At 70.6% G+C, this 21807-nt stretch carries 19 protein-coding genes; 16 read left to right on the plus strand and 3 right to left on the minus strand.

The window, feature by feature from the left end; translation table 11 throughout:
- Positions 1-164: 164 nt before the first annotated feature.
- A complete protein-coding gene (locus QIS96_RS11505; RefSeq protein WP_282542393.1) occupies positions 165-743 on the minus strand; it encodes a hypothetical protein in 579 nt (192 codons plus the stop codon).
- 294 nt (positions 744-1037) lie between these two features.
- On the opposite strand from QIS96_RS11505, the gene QIS96_RS11510 reads away from it, so the two are divergent.
- The 7 genes from QIS96_RS11510 to QIS96_RS11540 all read left to right on the plus strand — a co-directional run bounded on the left by QIS96_RS11510 (position 1038) and on the right by QIS96_RS11540 (position 7390).
- On the plus strand, positions 1038-1313 hold the full coding sequence (locus tag QIS96_RS11510) for a WXG100 family type VII secretion target (RefSeq protein ID WP_282542394.1): 276 nt from the start codon (positions 1038-1040) through the stop codon (positions 1311-1313).
- 48 nt (positions 1314-1361) lie between these two features.
- Positions 1362-1772: a hypothetical protein gene (locus QIS96_RS11515; RefSeq protein ID WP_282542395.1), complete on the plus strand. Its 411-nt coding sequence runs from the start codon at positions 1362-1364 to the stop codon at positions 1770-1772.
- Entirely contained in the window at positions 1769-3349 is a 1581-nt protein-coding gene (locus QIS96_RS11520; RefSeq protein ID WP_282542396.1) for a WXG100 family type VII secretion target, read from the plus strand. Before QIS96_RS11515 ends, QIS96_RS11520 begins: the two co-directional genes overlap by 4 nt.
- A gap of 7 nt (positions 3350-3356) precedes the next feature.
- On the plus strand, positions 3357-4169 hold the full coding sequence (locus QIS96_RS11525) for a hypothetical protein (protein WP_282542397.1): 813 nt from the start codon (positions 3357-3359) through the stop codon (positions 4167-4169).
- 8 nt (positions 4170-4177) lie between these two features.
- Positions 4178-5041, plus strand: a complete 864-nt coding sequence (locus QIS96_RS11530; RefSeq protein WP_282542398.1) for a hypothetical protein — start codon at positions 4178-4180, stop codon at positions 5039-5041.
- A 1089-nt stretch (positions 5042-6130) separates the two neighbouring features.
- Positions 6131-6898, plus strand: coding sequence for a bestrophin-like domain (locus tag QIS96_RS11535; protein ID WP_282542399.1), 768 nt, complete (start codon positions 6131-6133; stop codon positions 6896-6898).
- Positions 6899-6970: 72 nt separating this feature from the next.
- Entirely contained in the window at positions 6971-7390 is a 420-nt protein-coding gene (locus tag QIS96_RS11540) for an SgcJ/EcaC family oxidoreductase (RefSeq protein ID WP_282542400.1), read from the plus strand.
- A 144-nt stretch (positions 7391-7534) separates the two neighbouring features.
- Here the strand turns inward: QIS96_RS11540 and QIS96_RS11545 are convergent, their stop codons facing one another.
- Positions 7535-8905, minus strand: coding sequence for a cation:dicarboxylate symporter family transporter (locus tag QIS96_RS11545; protein WP_282542401.1), 1371 nt, complete (start codon positions 8903-8905; stop codon positions 7535-7537).
- Positions 8906-9100: 195 nt separating this feature from the next.
- Here QIS96_RS11545 and QIS96_RS11550 point away from each other — a divergent pair, with 195 nt between their 5' ends.
- The 6 genes from QIS96_RS11550 to QIS96_RS11575 all read left to right on the plus strand — a co-directional run bounded on the left by QIS96_RS11550 (position 9101) and on the right by QIS96_RS11575 (position 15487).
- Complete coding sequence (locus tag QIS96_RS11550; protein ID WP_282542402.1) at positions 9101-10726, plus strand: ATP-binding protein; 1626 nt, start codon at positions 9101-9103, stop codon at positions 10724-10726.
- The gene (locus tag QIS96_RS11555) at positions 10723-11421 is read left to right on the plus strand and encodes a response regulator (protein WP_282542403.1); all 699 of its coding nucleotides are present in this window, start codon (positions 10723-10725) and stop codon (positions 11419-11421) included. The genes QIS96_RS11550 and QIS96_RS11555 overlap by 4 nt, the downstream gene beginning before the upstream one ends.
- A gap of 158 nt (positions 11422-11579) precedes the next feature.
- Complete coding sequence (locus tag QIS96_RS11560) at positions 11580-12953, plus strand: extracellular solute-binding protein (RefSeq protein WP_408907166.1); 1374 nt, start codon at positions 11580-11582, stop codon at positions 12951-12953.
- Positions 12950-13828: a carbohydrate ABC transporter permease gene (locus QIS96_RS11565; protein ID WP_282542404.1), complete on the plus strand. Its 879-nt coding sequence runs from the start codon at positions 12950-12952 to the stop codon at positions 13826-13828. Before QIS96_RS11560 ends, QIS96_RS11565 begins: the two co-directional genes overlap by 4 nt.
- 21 nt (positions 13829-13849) lie before the next feature.
- Positions 13850-14677 carry a carbohydrate ABC transporter permease gene (locus QIS96_RS11570; RefSeq protein ID WP_282542534.1) on the plus strand — a complete coding sequence of 276 codons (828 nt, stop codon included), beginning with the start codon at positions 13850-13852 and terminating at the stop codon, positions 14675-14677.
- Positions 14678-14785: 108 nt separating this feature from the next.
- A complete protein-coding gene (locus QIS96_RS11575) occupies positions 14786-15487 on the plus strand; it encodes a helix-turn-helix domain-containing protein (protein ID WP_282542405.1) in 702 nt (233 codons plus the stop codon).
- A gap of 145 nt (positions 15488-15632) precedes the next feature.
- On the opposite strand, the gene QIS96_RS11580 is transcribed toward QIS96_RS11575, so the two are convergent.
- On the minus strand, positions 15633-16658 hold the full coding sequence (locus tag QIS96_RS11580) for a 6-phosphofructokinase (protein WP_282542406.1): 1026 nt from the start codon (positions 16656-16658) through the stop codon (positions 15633-15635).
- A 244-nt stretch (positions 16659-16902) separates the two neighbouring features.
- Here QIS96_RS11580 and pta point away from each other — a divergent pair, with 244 nt between their 5' ends.
- The 3 genes from pta (at position 16903) to pyk (ending at position 21742) form a co-directional block, all read left to right on the plus strand.
- Entirely contained in the window at positions 16903-18978 is a 2076-nt protein-coding gene (gene pta, locus QIS96_RS11585) for a phosphate acetyltransferase (protein ID WP_282542407.1), read from the plus strand.
- A 23-nt stretch (positions 18979-19001) separates the two neighbouring features.
- Positions 19002-20240: an acetate kinase gene (locus QIS96_RS11590; RefSeq protein ID WP_282542408.1), complete on the plus strand. Its 1239-nt coding sequence runs from the start codon at positions 19002-19004 to the stop codon at positions 20238-20240.
- Between the two features lie 74 nt (positions 20241-20314).
- Positions 20315-21742 carry a pyruvate kinase gene (gene pyk, locus QIS96_RS11595; protein ID WP_282542409.1) on the plus strand — a complete coding sequence of 476 codons (1428 nt, stop codon included), beginning with the start codon at positions 20315-20317 and terminating at the stop codon, positions 21740-21742.
- Positions 21743-21807: the final 65 nt, after the last annotated feature.

Consider the following 21807-nt stretch of genomic DNA (forward strand, 5'->3'; position numbering starts at 1 on the left):
GCGGCGCGCGGGGGTGTTACGCCGGGGGGCGTTACACGGGGGGGGCGTTACGCCGGGGGGGCGTTACGCCGGGGCGAGGGGCGGGCGAACCGTGGCGGGCGTGGCTTGCATGGCAGGCCTGGCTGGCGTGCAAGGCCTGGCAGGGCATGGCGGGCATGGCGGGCCTAGTCGGCGACCCGCGCCCCGATAGCCCGCGCCCGACGCCGCGCCTCGGGGCTGAGGCCTTTGCGGCGCGGGGAGGTACGCCGGTCGTACGCGGTGGGCTGGGCCACGTAAGTCGGCGACTTCAGACCGGGTTCGGCGATGACGCAGGCGAAGCGGGGGTCACCCGCGTACCAGAGCTCACCGGTGAAGCCCCTGCGCGCGATGCGGTCCCAGGGCCGGAACACCAGACCGGACGCCTTCGGCGAGGCCGTCTTCCCCGGCTGGTCCGGGTCGGGCAGCACGAAGGAGGCCTTCCGGCCCCGCGCGTCGTACCGCACCGCCTCGGCCCGACGGTGCCAGGGATAGACCCGCAGGATGCGCCGCATCCGCCGGAACAGGAACAGCCTGCCCCCGGACTGCAGGATGTTGAACGCGACCACGCACAGCACGACGACCATGGGGACCACCGCGCCGACAGGCAGCAGAACGGTCACGAACAACGCGCCCCACCAGAGCGCCACCCACCCGAGGAACTTGGCGAGCTGCCAGGCGAAGCCGCGGGCCAGGGCGCGGGGAGTGCCGGCCGTCTCCCAGGCCACACCCCCACCGTTCCCCTGCCCGCCCCCGCCCCCGTCCGGCCTGCTCATCGCCCCCATCCCCCCATCATGGCGCACCCTCCGCACCGCCCCACCGGCCGCGCCACCCGAACCATGACCTTCCGACCAGATCCCGCCTCCCCGGAACCACACCGACGTTTCCCCACGTCAACGCCTGGGAGCGGCCACCGCAACCGACAGCGGAGCCGCGTACGACGGAGGGGGCGTGCGGTGGGCGAGGGTACGGGGTACGGCATACGCGCCGGAGAAGTCGCTTCTGCGGCAGGCAAGTTGAGCTTGGCGGCCGACGAACTGGACACGGTCAAGTCGATCATTCCTCTCGACCACCAGTGCAGCGCCCCGGACGTGATGGGCGGCGAGGAGGCGGCGCCGGCTTTCGACGAGTTCGCCGGAGCCTGGCAGCGCGAGGCGAGCGTGCTGCGGGACGCCCTGCGCGAGATCTCCCGCAAGTTGAACACCACCACGAACAACTACACGGCCGCGGAGCAGGGCGCCGAGGCCCGGCTGCACCGCGCGGCGCCCGCGCAGACGGGCTTGTCGGACTTCAACTGACATCACACACCAGGCTTTTGCAGACTCAACAACTCGGGGGAGCAAGAAATGACGGCAGCCAGGAACACCGTGCGCACGGACGACGATCTGGCAGGGCTCGACGTCTCGACGCTGCTGCGGTTCGGGCTCGGCGAGGGCAGCCGGATGCGCACGGCGCTCTTCGGCGACGGGGCCGTGAGCGCGGCCGTGACCCTCGGACGGGCGGGCGTGTACCCGCGGGCCGTGTCCTTCCTCGCGGAGGTCGTACGCAGCGGGGGCGCGGCGTACGCAGCCGGGCTCCCTGAGCCCGTCCCCGGCCGGGAGGCCGCCGACGCGGTCCGCTCCTGGCTGGAGGCCGGGGCGAGCGTGGCCCGCACGGTCGAGGACGACGAGTCACTGGCCCGCTGGCTGTCGGCGGTGGCGGAGATCATGGCGGTACGCGACATGGTGACCGCTCCGAACGAGGGGCAGGGCCGATGACCGGCGAGGACACGACGACCCGACGCGCCGAACTCGCCGCCGCGCGGCACGACATCGAGGCCGCGGACTCGAAGAACGACCTCATCACAGCGATCGACAGGGCCCTTCGGGTAGCAGCCCCGATGGGAGACCCGGCGACGATCGAGTCGGCGGCGCGGGCGTATGGGAAGGCCGCGGATCACTGTGCGCACGAGGTCCAGGCGACGGTCGAGCAGGTGTCGAGCAAGACGATCCCCGGCGCCTGGGAAGGCACGGCCAGCGGCAAGGCCGAACAGATCGTCGCGGCTGCCGCGCGGACCTCGGGCCAGATCACCCAGGCGCTCAAGGGCGGCATGCGGGCCCTCCAACGCCTCGCGGACGGGGTCCGCCAGGCCCAGTCCCAGGACCGGCCCGCCTGCGAGACGCTGCAGAGCGCACGCTCCGTGCTCGGTGGCGAGGACGGCTTCTTCGACGACCTGGTGGAGAAGGACGCCGAGGAGGCGGAGAAGGAGCGGGCGCGGGAGATCGCCAGGACCGGTGCCAAGGACAGGCACGAGGCCGCAGTCGTGGTGGACGACGCCGCGCGTGCCGCCGCCAGAGACCTCAACAAGCTGGCGGCTGAGGCCCGTTCGGGCAAGGTGACCGGCAACAGCCTCAGTCCCGTGGACAAGATGATGCTGGCCGACACGTCGTCGGTGGACGAGGAAAGCCTGGGCCGCGACCAGAACGAGATCCTCACCGCCAACGACCTGGAGCGTTCCAGCGCCCGACTGAACGCCATGAGCCCCGCGGACCGCGCCGAGTTCCAGCGGATGCTGGACGGGGCCGGGTCACCGGAACACCAGGCATACCTGATGAAGGCGCTCGCCGCCGGCCACGGCATGGCCGAGCTGAAGGACTTCGACCGGAATATCGCCGGCAGGAACGAGGACTGGCTGCGGGAGCACCTGCAGCCGGTGCGCACCGAAGTCGATGTGAACGGTGACTGGGACAAGGGCCGGGTGCCGAACACGTTCCAGCGCCAGGAGTGGGCCCAGGGCGGTTACGGCCAGGACGGCAGCTGTGTCGCCTCGTCCACCGTCCATGCCCGCGCCATGGTCGACCCCGTCTACGCCCTGCAGTTGACCGGCGGCCCCGATGGCGACGAGAACTCGGGCGACGCGTTTCGGGAACGGCTCGTGGACGAACAGCGCCGCGTCCACGAGGACGGAGACGGGGCGAACGAGGGCCTGTTCGGGCAGGGCCCGCCCGAGTCCATGGGCGACGAGGGCTGGTCGGAAGTGGCCGACAACGAGCTCAACTCGCCCACGGGCGCGGACTACGAGCGTCAGGATCTGAACAGCGCGGACGACCGGCGGGGCGCACTGCCGGAGATCGAGCGGTCCGTCGCCGAGGGCCGACCGGTGCCCATCAAGACGGAGGGGCCGGACGGCGGCCACGCTCTCGTGATCATCGGACACGAAGGGGACATGTTGCAGGTCCACAACCCGTGGGGGCAGACGAGCTGGGTCAAGGAGTCGGAGTTCGTCAACGGCACCATGGGCACGCCGACCCAGGGGCGCTTCCCCGAGGTCACCAACGTCCACCTCCCCAGGTGAGGCGCTGATGCGGAAACTGCGTAAGAGGGTCCTCGGCGGCCTCGCAGGGGCGGTGGCCCTGCTGGTGTTCGGTGGATACGTGGTCTACGAGGAGTTCATCGACACCGGAATGTGCTGTGTGGAGCCGACCGTCGACGACCTCCCCAAAGGCCCCGACGGGGAGATCGACATCGCGTCCCAGGCCTTGGAACCCAGCGTGCCCGTCGGCCACGACTTCTCCCTGCACGTACGACCCGGCGGGGACGCCGACGACTGGGAGGTCGCCGACGCCGGGGACCCGAAGGCGCTGCGCGCCAAGGGCGTGAAGACCGTCAAAGGCACCCGGTACTTCAAGTTCCGGGCCCTCAAACCCGGAGAGTCCCGCGTCGTCCTCAAGGAAGTCGACGGCGACCGCACCATGACGTATCTGATCCACGCCCGGAGTAACGACGCCGGATACGGACCACAAGACCCGGAAGTGACGAACGAGTTCCCCCTCGACCGGGAAGGCACGGAAGACCTCGGCGACTTCGAGGGCACCGTCACCCTGAAGAGAGGCGAGCACTACCTCGTCTCCAACCGGTACGGCAACCAGCCGGGCTACACCTGGACCCTCATCGAGCAGTACCACGACGGCCTGTCCGTCCCCACGGAGCCCGAGCACACGACCGGCGACCCGGCGGGCGTACGGCGGGACTGGTACTCGCTCTTCGGCTACGAGAAGGGCACAGCGAAGGTGAAGCTCTTCGGCTGCTACCGCTGCGACGGCTCCGACAAGCCCACCACCCCCGAAAGCAAGAAGTTCTCCGTGACCAAAACCCTGACCGTGGTGGTGCGTTGATGAGAGCGATGTCGCTGAGACGGCTGTCGAAGCGGGCCCGCCTGCTGGCCGCCGGGGCCGCGCTGGCGGTGTTGGGCAGCGGCGGATTCGTCGTCCACGAGGAGTTCATCGACGACCGGACCGTCTGCTGCGCCGTCCCCCCGCCCCTCCACAACGTGCCGCGCGGGCCCGACGGGGAGATCGACATCGCCTCGCAGTCCACGGAGCCCGAGGTGCTCGTCGACCACGACTTCTCCCTCCACGTACGGCCGGGCGGCGACGCCGACGACTGGCGGCTCGCCGAGTCCGGGGAGTCGGGCGGGGTCGTACGTGCCAAGGGCGAGAAGACCGTCAAGGGCACCCACTACTTTCGGTTCCGCGCCCTGAAGACCGGCACCGCCCGCATCGTCCTGAAGGAGATCGACGGCGAGCGCACCATGACGTACCTGGTGACGGCGAGGGAGGGGGAGCAGGTCAGCGGGGTCGAACACGATCCCGACGGGATCCTTCCCGCCGGCAGCAGCGCCACCCCGGCCGACGGCTACGAACCGGACGACATCCGTGTCCTGGACGCGGACTTCGACAGCACCGTCACCGTGCGCGCCGGCGAGACCTTCCGTATCGCCAACCGCTATGCCAACCAGCCCGGCTACACCTGGCAGTTCGTGACCGAGCCCGAAGGCCCGGTGTTGCGCGAGGGCCTCTCCGAGCCTCCGGCGGTCGGCGACGCGGCCGCCGCACGCCAGGACTGGTACGAGTTCAACGCCTACGACAAGGGCATCGCCAAGGTGAGGCTCTTCGGCTGCTATCGCTGCGGGTACGACGACAAGCCCACCACCGCCGAGAGCAAGAAGTTCTCCGTGGTGAAGAAGCTCACCGTGATCGTGAGTTGAGACCCTCCCGGAACCTCGTCCGTTTCACCACCAACTCCCCTACGCCCCATGCTCATTGAGCCCCCCCTACCCCACAGCTCGCACATTCGTCCACCCCGCGCCCCGCCCCGTCCCCCCTATGAGCTAAATGATCTCCGTACGTACATGACGGGGGCGTCCGCTGCACAGTGTGCTCGTGTGACTGTCATGACCGTGCGGCGCGCGGCCTCCCCGGCGCTGCGTCGCGCCCTCCTCATAACTCCCTTCGTCGGCCTGCTCCTTGCCGCCCCCGCAGCCACGAACACGGCCACGGCTGCCACGACCGCCACCCCTGCCACGACGACCACGAGCACGACCACCGGCACGAGCACGACCAGGACACCCGGGCACTTACCCGTCTCCTTGTCCGCGTCCGCGTCTGTGTCTGCCTCCGTCTCCCTTTCCCTCGGCCCCAACGGGCGGCCCCGCGTGGACAGTTGTGCCTACGTCGGTGTCGATCTCCCGCTTGAGGAATGGGGGAAGGTCGCGCGGGAGGAGGGTGTCGGCGAGGCCGTACGCAGGGCCTGTCGGCGTACGCCGCCACCACCGGCCCCGAAACCGCCGCCCCCGCCGCCTCCGCCTCCGCCTCCGCCCACCACCGCGACCCCCGAACCACCGCCTCCCCCGCCGCCGAGTCCGCCCCCGGCGAGGACCGCCACCCCGGCGCCGCCACCGCCCGAGCCGCCCGCGCCGAAGCCCAAGCCCAAACCGAAGCCGAAGCCCTCCGCCTCGCCCTTCTTCTTCCCGCCCCCGCCGCACGCCGCGCCTCAGCGGGCCGAGGAAGCGGGCAGTTCGCCGGTGACCCGGACCCTGCTGCTCGTCGCCCCCGCGGTGATCGCCGCGGCCTTCGGGGCGGCCAACTCGGGCGGCGGCGCCACAGGCCGAGCAGGCGGCGGCCGCTCTTCCTGAAGCCGGTCCTCCTGAAGCCGGTCCTCCTGAAGCCGGTCCTGCTGAAGCCGGTCCTGCTGAAGCCGCTCCCCCTGACGACCGGCCCCCCCCGACCGGACCCTGCTGACGGACCCGCCCCTGCCCCCTGCTCAGAAACGCCAACACGCCCCGAAGGGACCCAAGTTGAGCAACTGGCTCGCGCTCGCCCTAGCCATGGCGGCCGCCTGCGCCGCCGTCGTCTTCACCGCGTTCCTGCGCGACCGCCGTGTCTCCGAGGACGAGGACCCGGACGACACCCCGGACGTCATCGAGTACATGACGATGATGATCGGCGTGGTCTACGCGATCGTCCTCGGCCTGGCCATCGCCGGCGTCTGGGAGGGGAAGGCCGCCGCCGAGGACACCGCGCGCGCCGAGGCGTTCGCGCTGCACGAGATCCGCGAGCGCGCCACCGACTACCCGGACGCGACCGCCGAACGCATCCGCTCGGGCATCGACGCCTACATCGAGCACTCCCTCAAGAAGGAGTGGCCCGCCTTCGCCGACTCCGGCGAGCTCACCGACCGCGGCGACCAGCTCCTGACCGACGTACGCCGAGCCGTACTCGACCACAAGCCCCGCACCGACACCGAGAGCCGCGCCTCCTACGCCCTCGCCGACCAGATCACCGCGGCCGTGGAGGCTCGCAACACCCGGGCCCTGGACTCCGGTTCGACGCTCGGCGGGACGGTGTGGTTCGGGCTCATCGTGGGCGGACTCGTCAGTGTCGGCATGCTCTTCGCCCTGCAGCTGCGGCGCTCCCCCCGCGAACTCGTCCTCGCCGGGCTCTTCACGGCCCTGATCGCCTTCCTGCTGTTCCTGGTCTGGCAGTTCGACGACCCGGCGGCGCGGGACGCGGCAGGCCTGACCGAACCGTTCACGTCCCTGTTCCCGGAGGCGACCGGCGGGTGAGCAGAGGGGCCTCCCCTGCCTCCCCCCCAACCCCCTTGACCTCAAGCCCACTTGAGGGATCAAGCTCCCCGTATGAACACAGAAGAACAGACCACGCAGGCAGCCGACCTCGCCGCCATCCACCAGGTCGTCGCCACCGTCCAGCGGACCCAGCGGGCCAAGGACGCCGAGGGGTTCCTCAAGCTGTTCCACCCCGAGGCCCTGTGGACCACCGCCCACGGCAAGGTCCTCATCGGGTTCGACGCGATCGCCGAGTTCACCCGGGCCGTACTGCCGCAGGCCGAGTGGGACGGGGACGTCGCGTACGACGTCGTCCACGTCACGTTCCTGCGCCCGGACGTGGCGGCGGTCAAGGTGCGGCAGGCCTACCACGTGCCCGACGGCGACCCGGCCGATGACACCGAGGGCGCGCCGCTCTACATGATGAGCAGGGAGGACGACGGTACGTGGCTGCTGCACGTCGGCCAGAACACCCTGGTGCAGCACGGATGAGCGGCTAAGCGGATACGCGGACAGGGCGACGGCGCAGGCACGAACGCGCGGCGGGCCGCACCCCGTGTGGGGGTGCGGCCCGCCGCGCGTCAGTGGCCGGAAGTCCGAAGCCTGAAGTCCGGAGCCGGGAGTCCGGAGCCGGGGTCAGACCTTGAGCGACTTCTCCGTGGGCTCCGACTGCTCCGGCACCGCCGCGTCCGAAGCCTCGGAGGTCTCCGAGGACGGCGCGTGGTCGTCGACCAGGGTGCGCTCGTCGAACGGGATCTGGCCGGCCAGGACCTGCGCGGCGCGCTCCTTGTCGATCTCCTTGGTCCAGGTGCCGACGAGGACCGTGGCGACGGCGTTGCCCGCGAAGTTGGTGAGGGCGCGGGCCTCGCTCATGAAGCGGTCGATGCCGACGATCAGGCCGACGCCGTCCACGAGCTCGGGCCGGTGCGACTGCAGGCCGCCCGCGAGCGTGGCCAGACCCGCGCCGGTGACGCCCGCGGCGCCCTTCGACGCGATGATCATGAAGACCAGGAGCGAGATCTGCTCGCCGATCGACAGCGGGTCGCCCATCGCCTCGGCGACGAACAGCGAGGCCATCGTCAGGTAGATCGCGGTGCCGTCGAGGTTGAAGGAGTAGCCGGTCGGCACGGTGATGCCGGTGACCGGCTTGCTCACGCCGAGGTGCTCCATCTTGGCGATCAGCCGCGGCAGCGCCGACTCCGAGGACGAGGTGGAGACGATCAGCAGGAACTCGCGGCCCAGGTACTTCAGGAGCGAGAAGATGTTGATGCCCGTGAAGATCTTCAGGATCGTGCCGAGGACGACGAAGACGAACAGGGCGCAGGTGATGTAGAAGCCGATCATGATGACCGCGAGGGACTTCAGGGCGTCCACGCCGGTCTCGCCGACGACGGCGGCGATCGCGCCGAACGCGCCCACCGGGGCGGCCCACATGATCATGGCGAGGACGCGGAAGACCAGACGCTGGATGTGCCCGATGCCGCGCAGGACCGGCTCGCCGGCGGAGCCCATGGCCTGCAGGGCGAAGCCGCAGAGCAGGGCGACGAGCAGGGTCTGCAGGACCTCGCCGCCGGTGAACGCGGAGACGATCGTGGTCGGGATGATGCCGAGCAGGAAGTCCGCGGTGGACTCCGACGCGCCCTCGGCCTGCGCCTCGCCCGCGCCGCGCACGGCCTCGGTGAGCTGCAGGCCGTGGCCGGGCTCCAGGATGTTGCCGACGACCAGGCCGATGGCGAGGGCGACGGTCGACATCAGCATGAAGTAGCCGAGGGCGAGCCCGCCGACGGCGCCGACCTTGGCGGCCTTCCGTACGGAGCCCACGCCGAGGACGATGGTGCAGAAGATGATCGGCGAGATCATCATCTTGATCAGGTTCACGAAGCCGGTGCCGAGCGGCTTCAGCTCCACCGCCAGACCGGGGGCGGCGAAGCCGACGGCAATGCCGAGCAGCACCGCGCCGATGACGGCGATATAGAGAAAGTGGGTTCTGTCCCGCTTTGCGGCCACGGTGCCTCCTCGCACTTACGGCTCTGTGTCAACGACCCCGCCGACGCCGGCGGGGCTTCCGCCCACCTCCGGAAAACGCGGCTCACGTCCAGGCAGCGGTCCCGGAGAATATCCACCACGCGGTGACCGGGGTCACCCTTGCGTTCATTTAGTTCGCGTTTATACGAACACCCCGCGACCAGGCACCATGGCCATATGCCCCGCGTCCCCCACGTGCCCCACGTCCCCCGCCCGCGCAGCCTGGCCGGTCAGCTGTTCGCGATGCAGGTCGTGCTCGTGGCGCTCGTCGTCGCCGGGTGTGCCGTGTTCGCGTACGTCACGGCGCATCGGCTGGCCGAGGGTGCGGCGGAGCGGCAGGCGACGGCGACCGCGCGGGCCGTGGCCGAGTCGCCGTCGGTGCGCGAGGCGGTGCGGGGGCCGGATCCGAGCAGGACGCTGCAGCCGTACGCGGAGAAGGTGCGGCGGTCCACCGGCGTGGACTTCGTGACGATCATGAACACGCGGGGGATCCGCTGGACGCATCCGACGCCGCAGAACATCGGCGCGAAGTTCCTCGGGCACATCGGGCCCGCGCTGGAGGGCCGCACGTTCCACGAGACGTACACGGGGACGCTCGGCCCGTCCGTGCGGGCGGTGACGCCGATCGAGGACCGGGGGCGGATCGTCGGCCTGGTCAGCGCGGGGATCACGATCGAGGAGATCAGCGAGCAGGTACGGGACCAGGTGGCCGCGCTCGTCGGCGTCGCGGCGGCGGCGCTCGCGCTGGGCGGGCTCGGCACGTACGTGGTGAACGCCCGGCTCCGCCGGCACACGCACGGCATGAACGCGGCCGAGCTGTCGCAGATGCACGTCTACCACCAGGCGGCGCTGCACGCGGTGCGCGAGGGGCTGTTGATGCTGGACGGGCAGCGGCGGATCGCGCTGATCAACGACGGGGCGCGGGAGCTGCTCGGCCTCGGCGAGGACGCGGTCGGCCGGGGCATCGCGGAGCTCGGCCTGCCCGCGCCGTTGAGGGGTGCGCTGCTCGCTGCGGAGCCGCGGGTCGACGAGGTACATCTGACCGGTGACCGGGTGGTCGTGCTGAACACCTCGCCGGTGTCCGGGGGCGAGCGGCGCGGCACCGTCGTCACGCTCCGCGATCACACCGAACTGCAGGCGCTGACCGGGGAGTTGGACCACGAGCGGGGCTTCACGCAGGCGCTGCGCTCGCAGGCGCACGAGGCGGCGAACCGGCTGCACACGGTGGTGTCGCTGATCGAGCTGGGCCGGGCGGACGAGGCGGTGGAGTTCGCGACGGCGGAGCTGGAGCTGGCGCAGGCGCTGACCGACCAGGTGGTGACGTCGGTGGGCGAGCCGGTGCTCGCGGCGCTGCTGCTCGGCAAGGCGGCGCAGGCCAACGAGCACGGCGTGGAGCTGGTGGTGTCCGAGGACAGCCGGATCGACGACGGTCTGCTTCCGGCCTCGCTGCCGGCCCGCGACCTGGTCACGGTGCTGGGCAATCTGATCGACAACGCGGTGGACGCGGCGACGGGCACGCCGGGCGGCCGGGTTACGGTGACCGCGCGCGCCGCCGACGCGGAGCTGCTGCTGCGGGTCGGCGACAACGGCCCCGGCATCCCCGAGGACGCGGACGTGTTCCGGCGCGGCTGGTCCGGCAAGGGTCCGGGGCGCGGCATCGGGCTCGCGCTGGTCCGGCAGGCGGTGCACCGGCACGGCGGCTCGGTCGAGGTGGCCGCGTCCCCGGAGGGCGGCGCGGAGTTCACCGTGCGGCTGCCGCTGCGAGCTGCGCCGGGGCGCACGGAACGAGAGGTGACCGCATGACGGGAGCAGAGGGTTCCGGAGCCGAGATCCGGGTCCTGGTGGTGGAGGACGACCCGGTCGCGGCGGACGCGCACGTCCACTACGTGGACCGGGTGCCCGGGTTCCGGACGGTGGGGAAGGCCCACTCGGGCGCGGAGGCCCGCCGGGTGCTCGACCGGACCGAGGTGGACCTGCTGCTCCTCGACCTGTATCTGCCGGACGGGCACGGCCTGCAGCTGGCGCGTTCGCTGCGGGCGGCGGGGCATCAGGCGGACGTGATCGCGGTGACGTCGGCGCGCGATCTGACGGTGGTGCGCGAGGGCGTCTCGCTGGGGGTCGTGCAGTACGTCCTGAAGCCGTTCACGTTCGCCACGCTGCGGGACCGGCTGGTGCGGTACGCGGAGTTCCGGGGCGCGGCCGGGGAGGCGGGCAGCCAGGACGAGGTGGACCGGGCGCTCGCGACGCTGCGCTCGCCGGGCCCGGCCGCGCTGCCGAAGGGGCTGAGTGCGCCGACCCTGGAGCGGGTGACGCAGACGTTGCGGGCGGCCACGCCCGAGGGTCTGACGGCGACGGCGGCCGCGGCGACGGCGGGCCTGTCCCGGATCACAGCCCGCCGCTATCTGGAGCATCTGGTGGCGACGGGCCGGGCGGCGCGCAGCCCGCAGTACGGGCAGGTCGGCCGCCCGGAGCTGCACTACCGCTGGCTGAGCGGCTGACACACCGGCCCGCCCAGGACCGCCCAGGCCCGAACTCCCGTCCCGCGCACGGGCATTGACCCGCCTCTGACCACCGCCTTACGTTCACCGGGCAACGAGATCCTGTACGTATGGCTTACGTCTGGCTCGTAGGAGGTCATGCCGTGCCCAGAGTTCGCGTGCCCCGCCCCGGAACCGCCCTGCGCACTCCCCTGCTCCTGACCGCGGCCGCCGTGCTCGCCGCCGCCTCGCTCACCGCCTGCGGTTCGGGCGCGGAGAGTGATCCGGACGTCGTGAAGGTCTCGTACAAGCAGTCCACGGACAACCAGATCCGGGTGATGGACAAGTACCTGGGCGAGATGAAGAAGCAGTTCGAGAAGGCGCATCCGGGCAAGAAGGTGAAGCTGGTCCCGATCAAGGCGCCGGACTCGGAGTACTACACGAAGCTGCAGCAGATGCTGCGCTCCCCGAAGACCGCGCCGGATCTCGTCTACGAGGACACGTTCCTCATCAACTCGGACATCACGAGCGGCTATTTGAAGCCCCTGGACCCGTATCTGAAGAAGTGGAAGGACTGGGGCCAGTTCGTCGACACCGCGCAGGCGGCGGCGAAGGGCGCGGACGGGAAGACGTACGGCGTGCCGGACGGGACGGACACGCGGGGCCTCTGGTTCAGCAAGGACATCTTCAGGAAGGCCGGGCTCCCCGAGGACTGGCAGCCGAAGAACTGGGCGGAGATCCTGGACGCCGCCCGCACGGTCAAGAAGAAGGTCCCGGGCGTCATCCCGCTGAACGTCTACACCGGCAAGCCGGCCGGCGAGATGGCCACGATGCAGGGCTTCGAGATGCTGCTCTACGGCACGGGCGAGGACCCGATGTACGACCCGGCGAGCAAGAAGTGGGTCGCGGGCGGCAAGGGTTTCAAGGACTCCCTGAAGTTCGTGGAGACCGTCTACAAGGAGAAGCTCGGCCCCGAGGTCTCGGACGCGCTCGACCCGAACATCGGCACCCGCACCCGCGGCGAGCTGATGCCCGAGGGCAAGCTGGCGATCAACCTGGACGGCTCGTGGCTGCCGCAGGACTGGCTGCCCGGCTCGGGGCACGAATGGCCCGAGTGGTCGAAGGAGCTGGGCCTCGCGCACATGCCGACGCAACACGGCCAGGCGCCCGGGAAGGTCAGCATGTCGGGCGGCTGGACGTGGGCGATCCCCTCGAAGGCCGCCAACCCGGACCTGGCCTTCGAGTTCATCGAGACGATGCAGACCAAGGCGAACGCGCAGAAGTGGTACGTCGCCAACTCCGGCATCGCGGTCCGCGAGGACGTGGCCGCCGACCCGGCGTACGCGAAGGCGCAGCCCGGCATCGAGTTCTTCACGGACCTGGTGGAGTTCACGCACTACCGCCCGGCGTATCCCGCGTACCCGAAGGTGTCGACGGCGGTCCAGGAGGCGATGGAGAGCGTGACGACCGGGGACGCGACGGTGGCCGAGGCCGCGCGGCGGTACGACGAGGAGCTGGACTCCGTGACGGACGGCGAAGTGGTCGAGAGGTGAGCTCCGCCCCCGCCGGCCCGCGCCGCAGCCTGGCGCGGGCCCTCCCCGCCGCGCCCGGCGTGGTCCTGCTCGTGCTGTTCCTGGCGGGCCCGATCGGCTACTGCGTCTATCTCGCCTTCACGGACCTGCAGTTGACGGGTCAGGCCGAGTCGTCGTTCGTGGGCCTCGCGAACTTCAGAGAGGCCTTCGGCGACGAGGACTTCCTCAACGCGGTGTGGCTGACGCTGGTGTTCACGGTGGTGTCGTCCCTGCTCGGGCAGAACACGCTGGGCCTGACCCTCGCGTCCCTGATGCGGCGCGCGTCCAGGCCGGTGCGCACCCTGACCGGCGGGATCGTGGTGGTGGCGTGGGTGCTGCCGGAGGTCGTCGCGGGGTTTCTGCTCTACGCGTTCTTCCGCCGCGAGGGCACCCTGAACGCGGTCCTCGACTGGCTCCAACTCCCGGTCCAGAACTGGCTGTTCACGCTGCCGATCCTCGCGGTGTCGTTCGCGAACGTGTGGCGCGGCACGGCGTTCTCGATGCTGGTGTACTCGGCGGCCCTGAACGAGATCCCGCAGGAGGTCACGGAAGCCGCGGAGGTCGACGGGGCGGGCGGCTGGCGTCGGATGTGGCACATCACGCTGCCGATGATCCGCCGCTCCATCGGCACCAACCTGATGCTGAACACCCTGCAGACGCTCTCGGTGTTCGGCCTGATCTGGGTGATGACCCGCGGCGGTCCCGGCGGCCGCAGCCAGACCCTGCCGCTCTACATGTACGAGCAGGCCTTCCAGAACCACATGATCGGCTACGCGACGGCGGTGGCGCTGCTGCTGCTCGTGGTCGGCTCACTGTTCTCGCTCGTCTACATGCGCCTGCTGCGGATGGAGGCCTGAGTGTCCGACGCCAAGGTCACGATGTCCGCCCGTCGTACGACCCGCCGCCTCGCCGCCGACGCGGCGCTCCTCGTCGTGGCCGCCGCGTTCGTGCTGCCGCTCGCCTGGGTGCTGCTCTCCGCCGTGGACGCCGACGCGGACCTCAGGGTGAAGGCCCCCGAGGAGTTCACCTTCGCCAACTTCGACGCGGTGCTCGTCCCCGAGGTCACGTTCACGCCGCTGCTCAACAGCCTGATCCTGTGCGGCTGCGCCACGCTCCTCACGGTCGTGTGCGCGGCTCTCGCGGCGTACCCGCTGTCCCGCTACCGCTCCCGGACGGGCCGCGCGTTCCTGGCGACGGTCCTGTTCACGACGTGCCTGCCGATCACGGCGATCATGGTCCCGGTGTACGCGCTGTTCGTGCAGGTCGAGCTGATCGACACGATGCACGGCACGATCCTGTTCTTCGCGGCGTCCCAACTGCCGTTCGCGGTATGGCTGATGAAGAACTTCATGGACGGCGTCCCGAAGGAGCTGGAGGAGGCCGCCTGGACGGACGGCGCGTCTCCGTTCCAGTCCCTGCTGCGGGTCGTGCTGCCGCTGATGGGTCCCGGCGTCGCGGTCGTGACGGTGTACTCGTTCGTGATGATGTGGGGCAACTTCTTCGTCCCCTTCATGCTGCTGCTCACCCCCGAGCAGATGCCGGCCTCGGTCAGCATCCAGGACTTCTTCGGCAACCGCGGCACGGTGGTCTACGGCCAGCTCGCCGCGTTCTCGGTCATCTACTCCACGCCCGTGCTGCTCCTCTACCTCCTGATCGCCCGCCGCCTGGGCGCGGGATTCGCACTCGGCGGCGCCGTGAAGGGGTGAACCCGCGGGGCAGGGGCCCGTCCTTGGACGTTCCTACGGGCAGTACGCCCCGTGATCCTGGGCGAACGCACCGTAGGCGACTCTTGAGTAGCGCTCTAGCGTGACCGCGTGCATCAGAGCCAGGCCGCAGGCGCCACGCCGCCCTTCAACAACCTCGCTGCCCGGCGGCTGCGTGAAGCGCTCGGGATGGCGCACGGACACGTCGCGTACAGCCTGCGGGCCAGTTACGGCATGTCGTACGTCACGCCGGACACCGTGGCCGCGTGGGAGCGCGGCCGGGTCGCGCCCACCTCGGCCGAACTGACCGCGCTCGCCGGGGCGTTGTGGTGCGCGCCGGGCGAACTCCTGGGTGCGGCGACGACGCTGCGGGAGCACCGGATCACCCGCGGGCTCGCCTCGCAGGACGTCGCGATGGCGGTGGGCGTCGAGCACGAGGCGTATCTCCGCATGGAGGAGAGCGGGAAGTGGCGGGGCAACGAGCGGCAGTCGGCGGCGCTCGCCGAGGTGCTCGGGCTCGGGATGCGGGACTTCATCACGGTCACGGGCCGCGAGGAGCACCTCGCCGACCTGCTGCGCAGCGCGGCCACGGCCCGCTGGGAGGGGTACGTCCGGCCGGTCGCCAAGCTGGTCCCGCTCCCCCGGGCCACGGTGGAGGCGGTCCTCGACGAGCTGCACGGCGAGTACCACGCACGGATGGTGGCCACGCTCAGCTGGGGCGGAATGGAGGCCGGGGACGACGACTCGGGTCGGGAGTTCCTGGAGCGGATCGTCGAGGAGTTCTGGACGGCGATCGCCGCGCGTAGTTCTTAGGGGCGCGGGGAACTGCGCGCCCAGCCACGACGGCGGGAAAGCCGAACGACAGCGCCGCAGCCACGCGGCGGCAGCCGCAAATCGACACAGCCGGGAAGGGGCGGGTAGGGGAAAGGCCAAGGCCGCCCCAGCCCGGCAGGCGCCGTCAGAACACCGACTCCGCCTCGTCCATGCGAGCCGTCGGCACCGTCTTCAGCTCGGTGACGGCCTCGGCAAGCGGCACCATATCCACCGAAGTGCCGCGCAGCGCCGTCATGTGCCCGAACTCCCCGCGGTGCGCGGCCTCGACGGCATGCCAGCCGAAGCGCGTGGCGAGGACCCGGTCGTACGCGGTGGGGGTGCCGCCGCGCTGGACGTGGCCGAGGATGACCGGCTTGGCCTCCTTGCCGAGGCGGCGCTCCAGCTCGTGCGCGAGGGCGGTGCCGATGCCCTGGAAGCGCTCGTGGCCGAACTGGTCGATGGCGCCGTGCCCGTAGTCCATGGTGCCCTCGGCGGGGTGGGCGCCCTCGGCGACGCAGACGACGGCGAACTTCTTGCCGCGGTCGAAGCGCTCCTCGACCATCTTCACCAGGTCGGCGGGGTCGAAGGGCCGCTCGGGCAGGCAGATGCCGTGGGCGCCCGCGGCCATGCCGGACTCCAGGGCGATCCAGCCGGCGTGCCGTCCCATGACCTCGACGACCATCACGCGCTGGTGCGACTCGGCGGTGGTCTTGAGCCGGTCCATGGCCTCGGTGGCGACGCCGACGGCCGTGTCGAAGCCGAAGGTGCGGTCGGTGGAGGAGATGTCGTTGTCGATGGTCTTCGGTACGCCGACCACGGGCACACCGGCGTCCGACAGCATCCGGGCGGCGGTCAGCGTGCCCTCGCCGCCGATCGGGATGAGCGCGTCGAAGCCGCTCTTCTCGATGAGCTCCTTGGCGTTGTCGCAAGCCGCGCGGAAGCGGGCCCGCTCCAGGCGGGACGAGCCGAGGATGGTGCCGCCGCGGGCCAGGATGCCGCTGACCGCGTTCAGGTCGAGGGCCCGGTAGCGGCCGTCGAGCAGGCCCGCGTACCCGTCCTCGAAGCCGATGACCTCGTCGCCGTAGTTCGTGACGGCGCGGTGCACGACCGACCGGATCACTGCGTTCAGGCCGGGGCAGTCTCCGCCTGCGGTGAGAACTCCGATGCGCATCGTGCTGTGTCTCCTGCTCCGTAGTCGTACGCCTGAGCCGATTTTCGATTGTTCCACGCGCTTCTGGGGCACGCTTGCGGCGGGCGCTTTATCCACCCGCAAGGGTATTGTCAAGAGGGCATTCCCGCCCTATCGAGTATTTTTGTAGAGCCTTGAGCGAGCGGCCGGACAGCGGGCTCACGAGGCGCCGGGCTCGCGAGACAGCGGGCCCACGAAGCAGCGAGCGACGAAACGGAGAGCACGCGTGACGCGCAGCGTGTACGTGACCGGGATCGACCGCGGCGACGGCCGCCAGGTAGTGGAGCTGGGAGTCATGGAGCTCCTGACCCGTCAGGTCGACCGGGTGGGGGTGTTCCGTCCGCTGGTGCACGACGGTCCCGACCGCCTCTTCGAGCTGCTTCGGGCCCGCTACCGGCTGAGCCAGGACCCGGCCACGGTGTACGGCATGGACTACCACGAGGCGTCCGCGCTGCAGGCCGAGCGCGGCACCGACGAGCTGGTCTCCGAGCTGGTCGACCGCTTCCACGCGGTGGCCCGGGAGTACGAGGTGGTGCTGGTCCTCGGCACCGACTTCGCCGACACCCAGCTGCCCGACGAGCTGTCCCTGAACGCCCGCCTCGCCAACGAGTTCGGCGCCTGGGTGCTGCCCGTGGTGGGCGGCCGGAAGCAGACCGCGGAGTCCGTGACCGCCGAGGCCCGCAACGCCTACCGCGCCTACGAGGTGTTGGGCTGCGAGGTCCTCGCGATGGCGGTCAACCGGGTCGCGCCGGACGACCGGGACGTCATAGCCGAGCAGCTGACGGCCCAGCTGCCGGTGCCCTGCTACGTCATGCCGGACGCGCCCGCCCTCGCCGCGCCGACCGTCGCGCAGATCACCCACGCCCTCGGCGGCACGGTCCTGCTCGGCGACGACTCGGGGCTCGCCCGGGACGCGCTCGACTTCGTCTTCGGCGGCGCGATGCTGCCGAACTTCCTGGGCGCGCTCACGCCCGGCTGCCTGGTCGTGACGCCCGGGGACCGGGCCGACCTGGTGGTGGGCGCCCTTGCCGCGCACAGCGCCGGGACGCCGCCCATCGCGGGCGTGCTGCTCACCCTGAACGAGCGGCCCAGCGAGGAGATCCTGCGCCTCGCCTCGCGGCTCGCGCCGGGCACGCCGGTGATCTCGGTGGCCGGTACCTCCTTCCCGACGGCGGCCGAACTCTTCGCCCTGGAAGGCAAGTTGAACGCCGCGACGCCCCGTAAAGCGGAGACCGCGCTCGGCCTGTTCGAGCGGTACGTCGACACCTCCGAGCTGCTGAGCCGCCTCGAGGTGTCCCGCAGCGGCCGGGTCACGCCGATGATGTTCGAGCACAAGCTGATCGAGCAGGCCCGCTCCGACCGCCGCCGCGTGGTCCTCCCCGAGGGCGCCGAGGAGCGCGTGCTGCGCGCCGCCGACGTGCTGCTCCGCCGCGGGGTGTGCGACCTGACGCTCCTCGGCGACGTCGAGGTGATCCGCAAGAAGGCCGCCGACCTGGGCATCGACCTGGCCGACTCGCAGCTCATCGACCCGCAGACCTCGGAGCTGCGGGAGAAGTTCGCCGAGCAGTACGCGGCGCTGCGCGCCCACCGGGGCGTCACCGTGGAGCTGGCGCACGACGTGGTCGCGGACGTGAACTACTTCGGCACGCTGATGGTCCAGGACGGCCTCGCCGACGGCATGGTCTCCGGCTCGGTGCACTCGACGGCGGCCACGATCCGCCCCGCCTTCGAGATCATCAAGACCAAGCCGGACGCGAAGATCGTCTCCTCGGTCTTCTTCATGTGCCTCGCCGACGAGGTCCTCGTGTACGGCGACTGCGCGGTCAACCCGGACCCGAACGCCGAGCAGCTCGCCGACATCGCCGTCCAGTCGGCCACCACCGCCCGGCAGTTCGACGTGGACCCGAAGGTCGCGATGCTCTCGTACTCGACGGGCACGTCCGGCTCCGGCGCCGACGTCGACAAGGTCCGCGAGGCCACCGAGCTGGTCCGCGGGCAGCAGCCGGACCTGAAGATCGAGGGCCCGATCCAGTACGACGCCGCCGTGGAGCCCTCCGTGGCCCGCACCAAGCTGCCCGGGTCCGAAGTCGCCGGGCAGGCCACGGTGTTGATCTTCCCGGACCTCAACACCGGCAACAACACGTACAAGGCCGTGCAGCGTTCGGCCGGCGCGATCGCCGTCGGCCCGGTCCTGCAGGGCCTGCGCAAGCCGGTCAACGACCTGTCCCGCGGCGCCCTCGTCGGGGACATCGTGAACACCGTCGCCATCACGGCGATCCAGGCCCAGACGCCCGCCACCTGACCCCGCACCCGAAAGCAACAGTTGTGACTGCCACCCGCATCCTCGTCCTCAACTCCGGCTCCTCGTCGGTGAAGTACCAGCTCCTCGACATGCGCGACGACACCCGCCTGGCCGTGGGCCTGGTGGAGCGCATCGGCGAGGAGACCTCCCGGCTCAAGCACACCCCGCTCACCGGCGGCGGCGAGAGCGGCGGGGAGAGCCGCGAGCAGAACCGGCCGATCGCCGACCACGACGAGGCGCTCAAGGCGGTCGCCGAGGAGCTGTCGCGCGACGGACTCGGCCTGGACTCCCCGGAGTTGGCCGCGATCGGGCACCGGGTGGTGCACGGCGGCAAGCAGTTCACCGAGCCGACGGTGATCGACGACGCGGTCCTGAAGGAGGTCGAGCGGCTCATCCCGGTGGCGCCGCTGCACAACCCGGCCAACCTGACGGGCATCCGTACGGCCATGGCGCTGCGCCCGGACCTGCCGCAGGTGGCGGTCTTCGACACGGCGTTCCACACGACGATGCCGGAGTCGGCGGCGCGCTACGCGATCGACGTGGAGACCGCCGACGCGCACCGCATCCGCCGCTACGGCTTCCACGGCACGTCGCACGCGTACGTCTCGCGCAAGACCGCCGAACTGCTCGGCAAGCGGCCTCAGGACGTCAACGTCATCGTGCTCCACCTGGGCAACGGGGCCTCGGCCTCGGCGGTGCGGGGCGGGGTGTGCGTGGACACCTCGATGGGGCTGACGCCGCTTGAGGGCCTGGTGATGGGGACGCGTTCAGGGGACGTCGACCCGGCCGTCATCTTCCATCTGATGCGGGTCGCCAACATGTCGGCGGACGACATCGACGTACTCCTGAACAAGAAGTCGGGTCTGGTCGGCCTCTGCGGCGACAACGACATGCGGGAGATCCGGCGCCGTATCGACGAGGGCGACGAGGCGGCGCGGCTCGCCTTCGACATCTACATCCACCGCCTGAAGAAGTACATCGGCTCCTACTACGCGGTGCTCGGCCGGGTGGACGCGATCGCGTTCACGGCCGGGGTCGGCGAGAACGCGGCGCCGGTGCGCGAAGCTGCCGTCGCGGGCCTGGAGGAGCTGGGCCTCGCGGTCGACGGAGAGCTGAACGCGGTGCGCTCGGACGAGCCCCGGGTCATCTCACCCGAGTACGCCAGGGTCGCCGTCGCCGTGGTGCCCACCGACGAGGAGTTGGAGATCGCCCGACAGACCTACGCACTCGTGGCAAACCGAGTGGGAGAACGCAACGACTGAGCGCAGGTCCGCCCATTTGTAGATTCCGCCAGATGGAATATTCCTTAGCGAAACAAACCGATAGGATCCGTCTCATGCGCCGTTCCAAAATCGTCTGCACGCTGGGCCCCGCCGTCGACTCGTACGAGCAGCTGAAAGCTCTCATCGAGGCCGGGATGAACGTGGCCCGATTCAACTTCAGCCACGGATCCCACGCGGAGCACCAGGAGCGTTACGACCGGGTGCGTGAGGCCGCCAAGGACATGGGCCGGGCCGTCGGCGTCCTCGCCGACCTCCAGGGTCCGAAGATCCGCCTGGAGACCTTCGCCGAGGGCCCGGTCGAGCTGGTGCGCGGTGACGAGTTCACCATCACCACCGAGGACGTCCCGGGCGACAAGTCCATCTGCGGTACGACCTACAAGGGCCTGCCCGGCGATGTCGCCAAGGGTGACCAGGTCCTGATCAACGACGGCAACGTCGAGCTCAAGGTGACCGACGTCGACGGCCCCCGGGTCCGGACGATCGTCATCGAGGGCGGTGTCATCTCCGACCACAAGGGCATCAACCTGCCCGGCGCGGCCGTGAACGTCCCCGCCCTGTCCGAGAAGGACGTCGAGGACCTGCGCTTCGCGCTGCGGATGGGCTGCGACATGGTCGCGCTGTCCTTCGTGCGCGACGCGAACGACGTCAAGGACGTCCACAAGGTGATGGACGAGGAGGGCCGCCGGGTCCCCGTCATCGCCAAGGTGGAGAAGCCGCAGGCGGTCGCCAACATGGCGGACGTCGTCGCCGCCTTCGACGCGGTCATGGTGGCCCGCGGCGACCTGGCCGTCGAGTACCCGCTCGAGAAGGTCCCGATGGTGCAGAAGCGGCTCGTGGAGATGTGCCGCCGCAACGCCAAGCCGGTGATCGTCGCGACCCAGATGATGGAGTCGATGATCACCAACTCCCGCCCCACGCGCGCCGAGGCCTCCGACGTGGCCAACGCGATCCTGGACGGCGCGGACGCGGTGATGCTGTCCGCCGAGTCCTCCGTGGGCGCGTACCCGATCGAGACCGTCAAGACGATGTCGAAGATCGTCGCCGCGGCCGAGGAGGAGCTGCTCTCCAAGGGCCTGCAGCCGCTCGTGCAGGGCAAGAAGCCGCGTACGCAGGGTGGTTCGGTGGCCCGTGCCGCCTGCGAGATCGCGGACTTCCTGGACGCCAAGTCGCTCGTCGCCTTCACCAAGTCCGGCGACACCGCGCGCCGCCTGTCCCGTTACCGCGCCGCGCAGCCGATCCTCGCCTTCACCTCCGAGCAGGAGACCTGCAACCAGCTCTCGCTGAGCTGGGGCGTGGAGTCCCGCCTGGTGCCGCACGTCGACAACACCGACGCGATGGTCGACCTGGTCGACGCCGAGCTGCTCAAGCTGAAGCGCTTCAACGCCGGCGACACCATGATCATCACGGCCGGCTCGCCCCCCGGCGTCCCCGGCACCACCAACATGGTCCGGGTCCACCACCTGGGCGGCGAGAGCGCCTGACCCCAGGCACCCACGCACACGACGAGGGCGCCCTCTCCCCAGAAGTCCTGGGAGGGGGCGCCCTC

This window comes from Streptomyces cavernicola, from assembly GCF_029968035.1.
GTDB classification, from domain to species: Bacteria; Actinomycetota; Actinomycetes; order Streptomycetales; family Streptomycetaceae; genus Streptomyces; species Streptomyces cavernicola.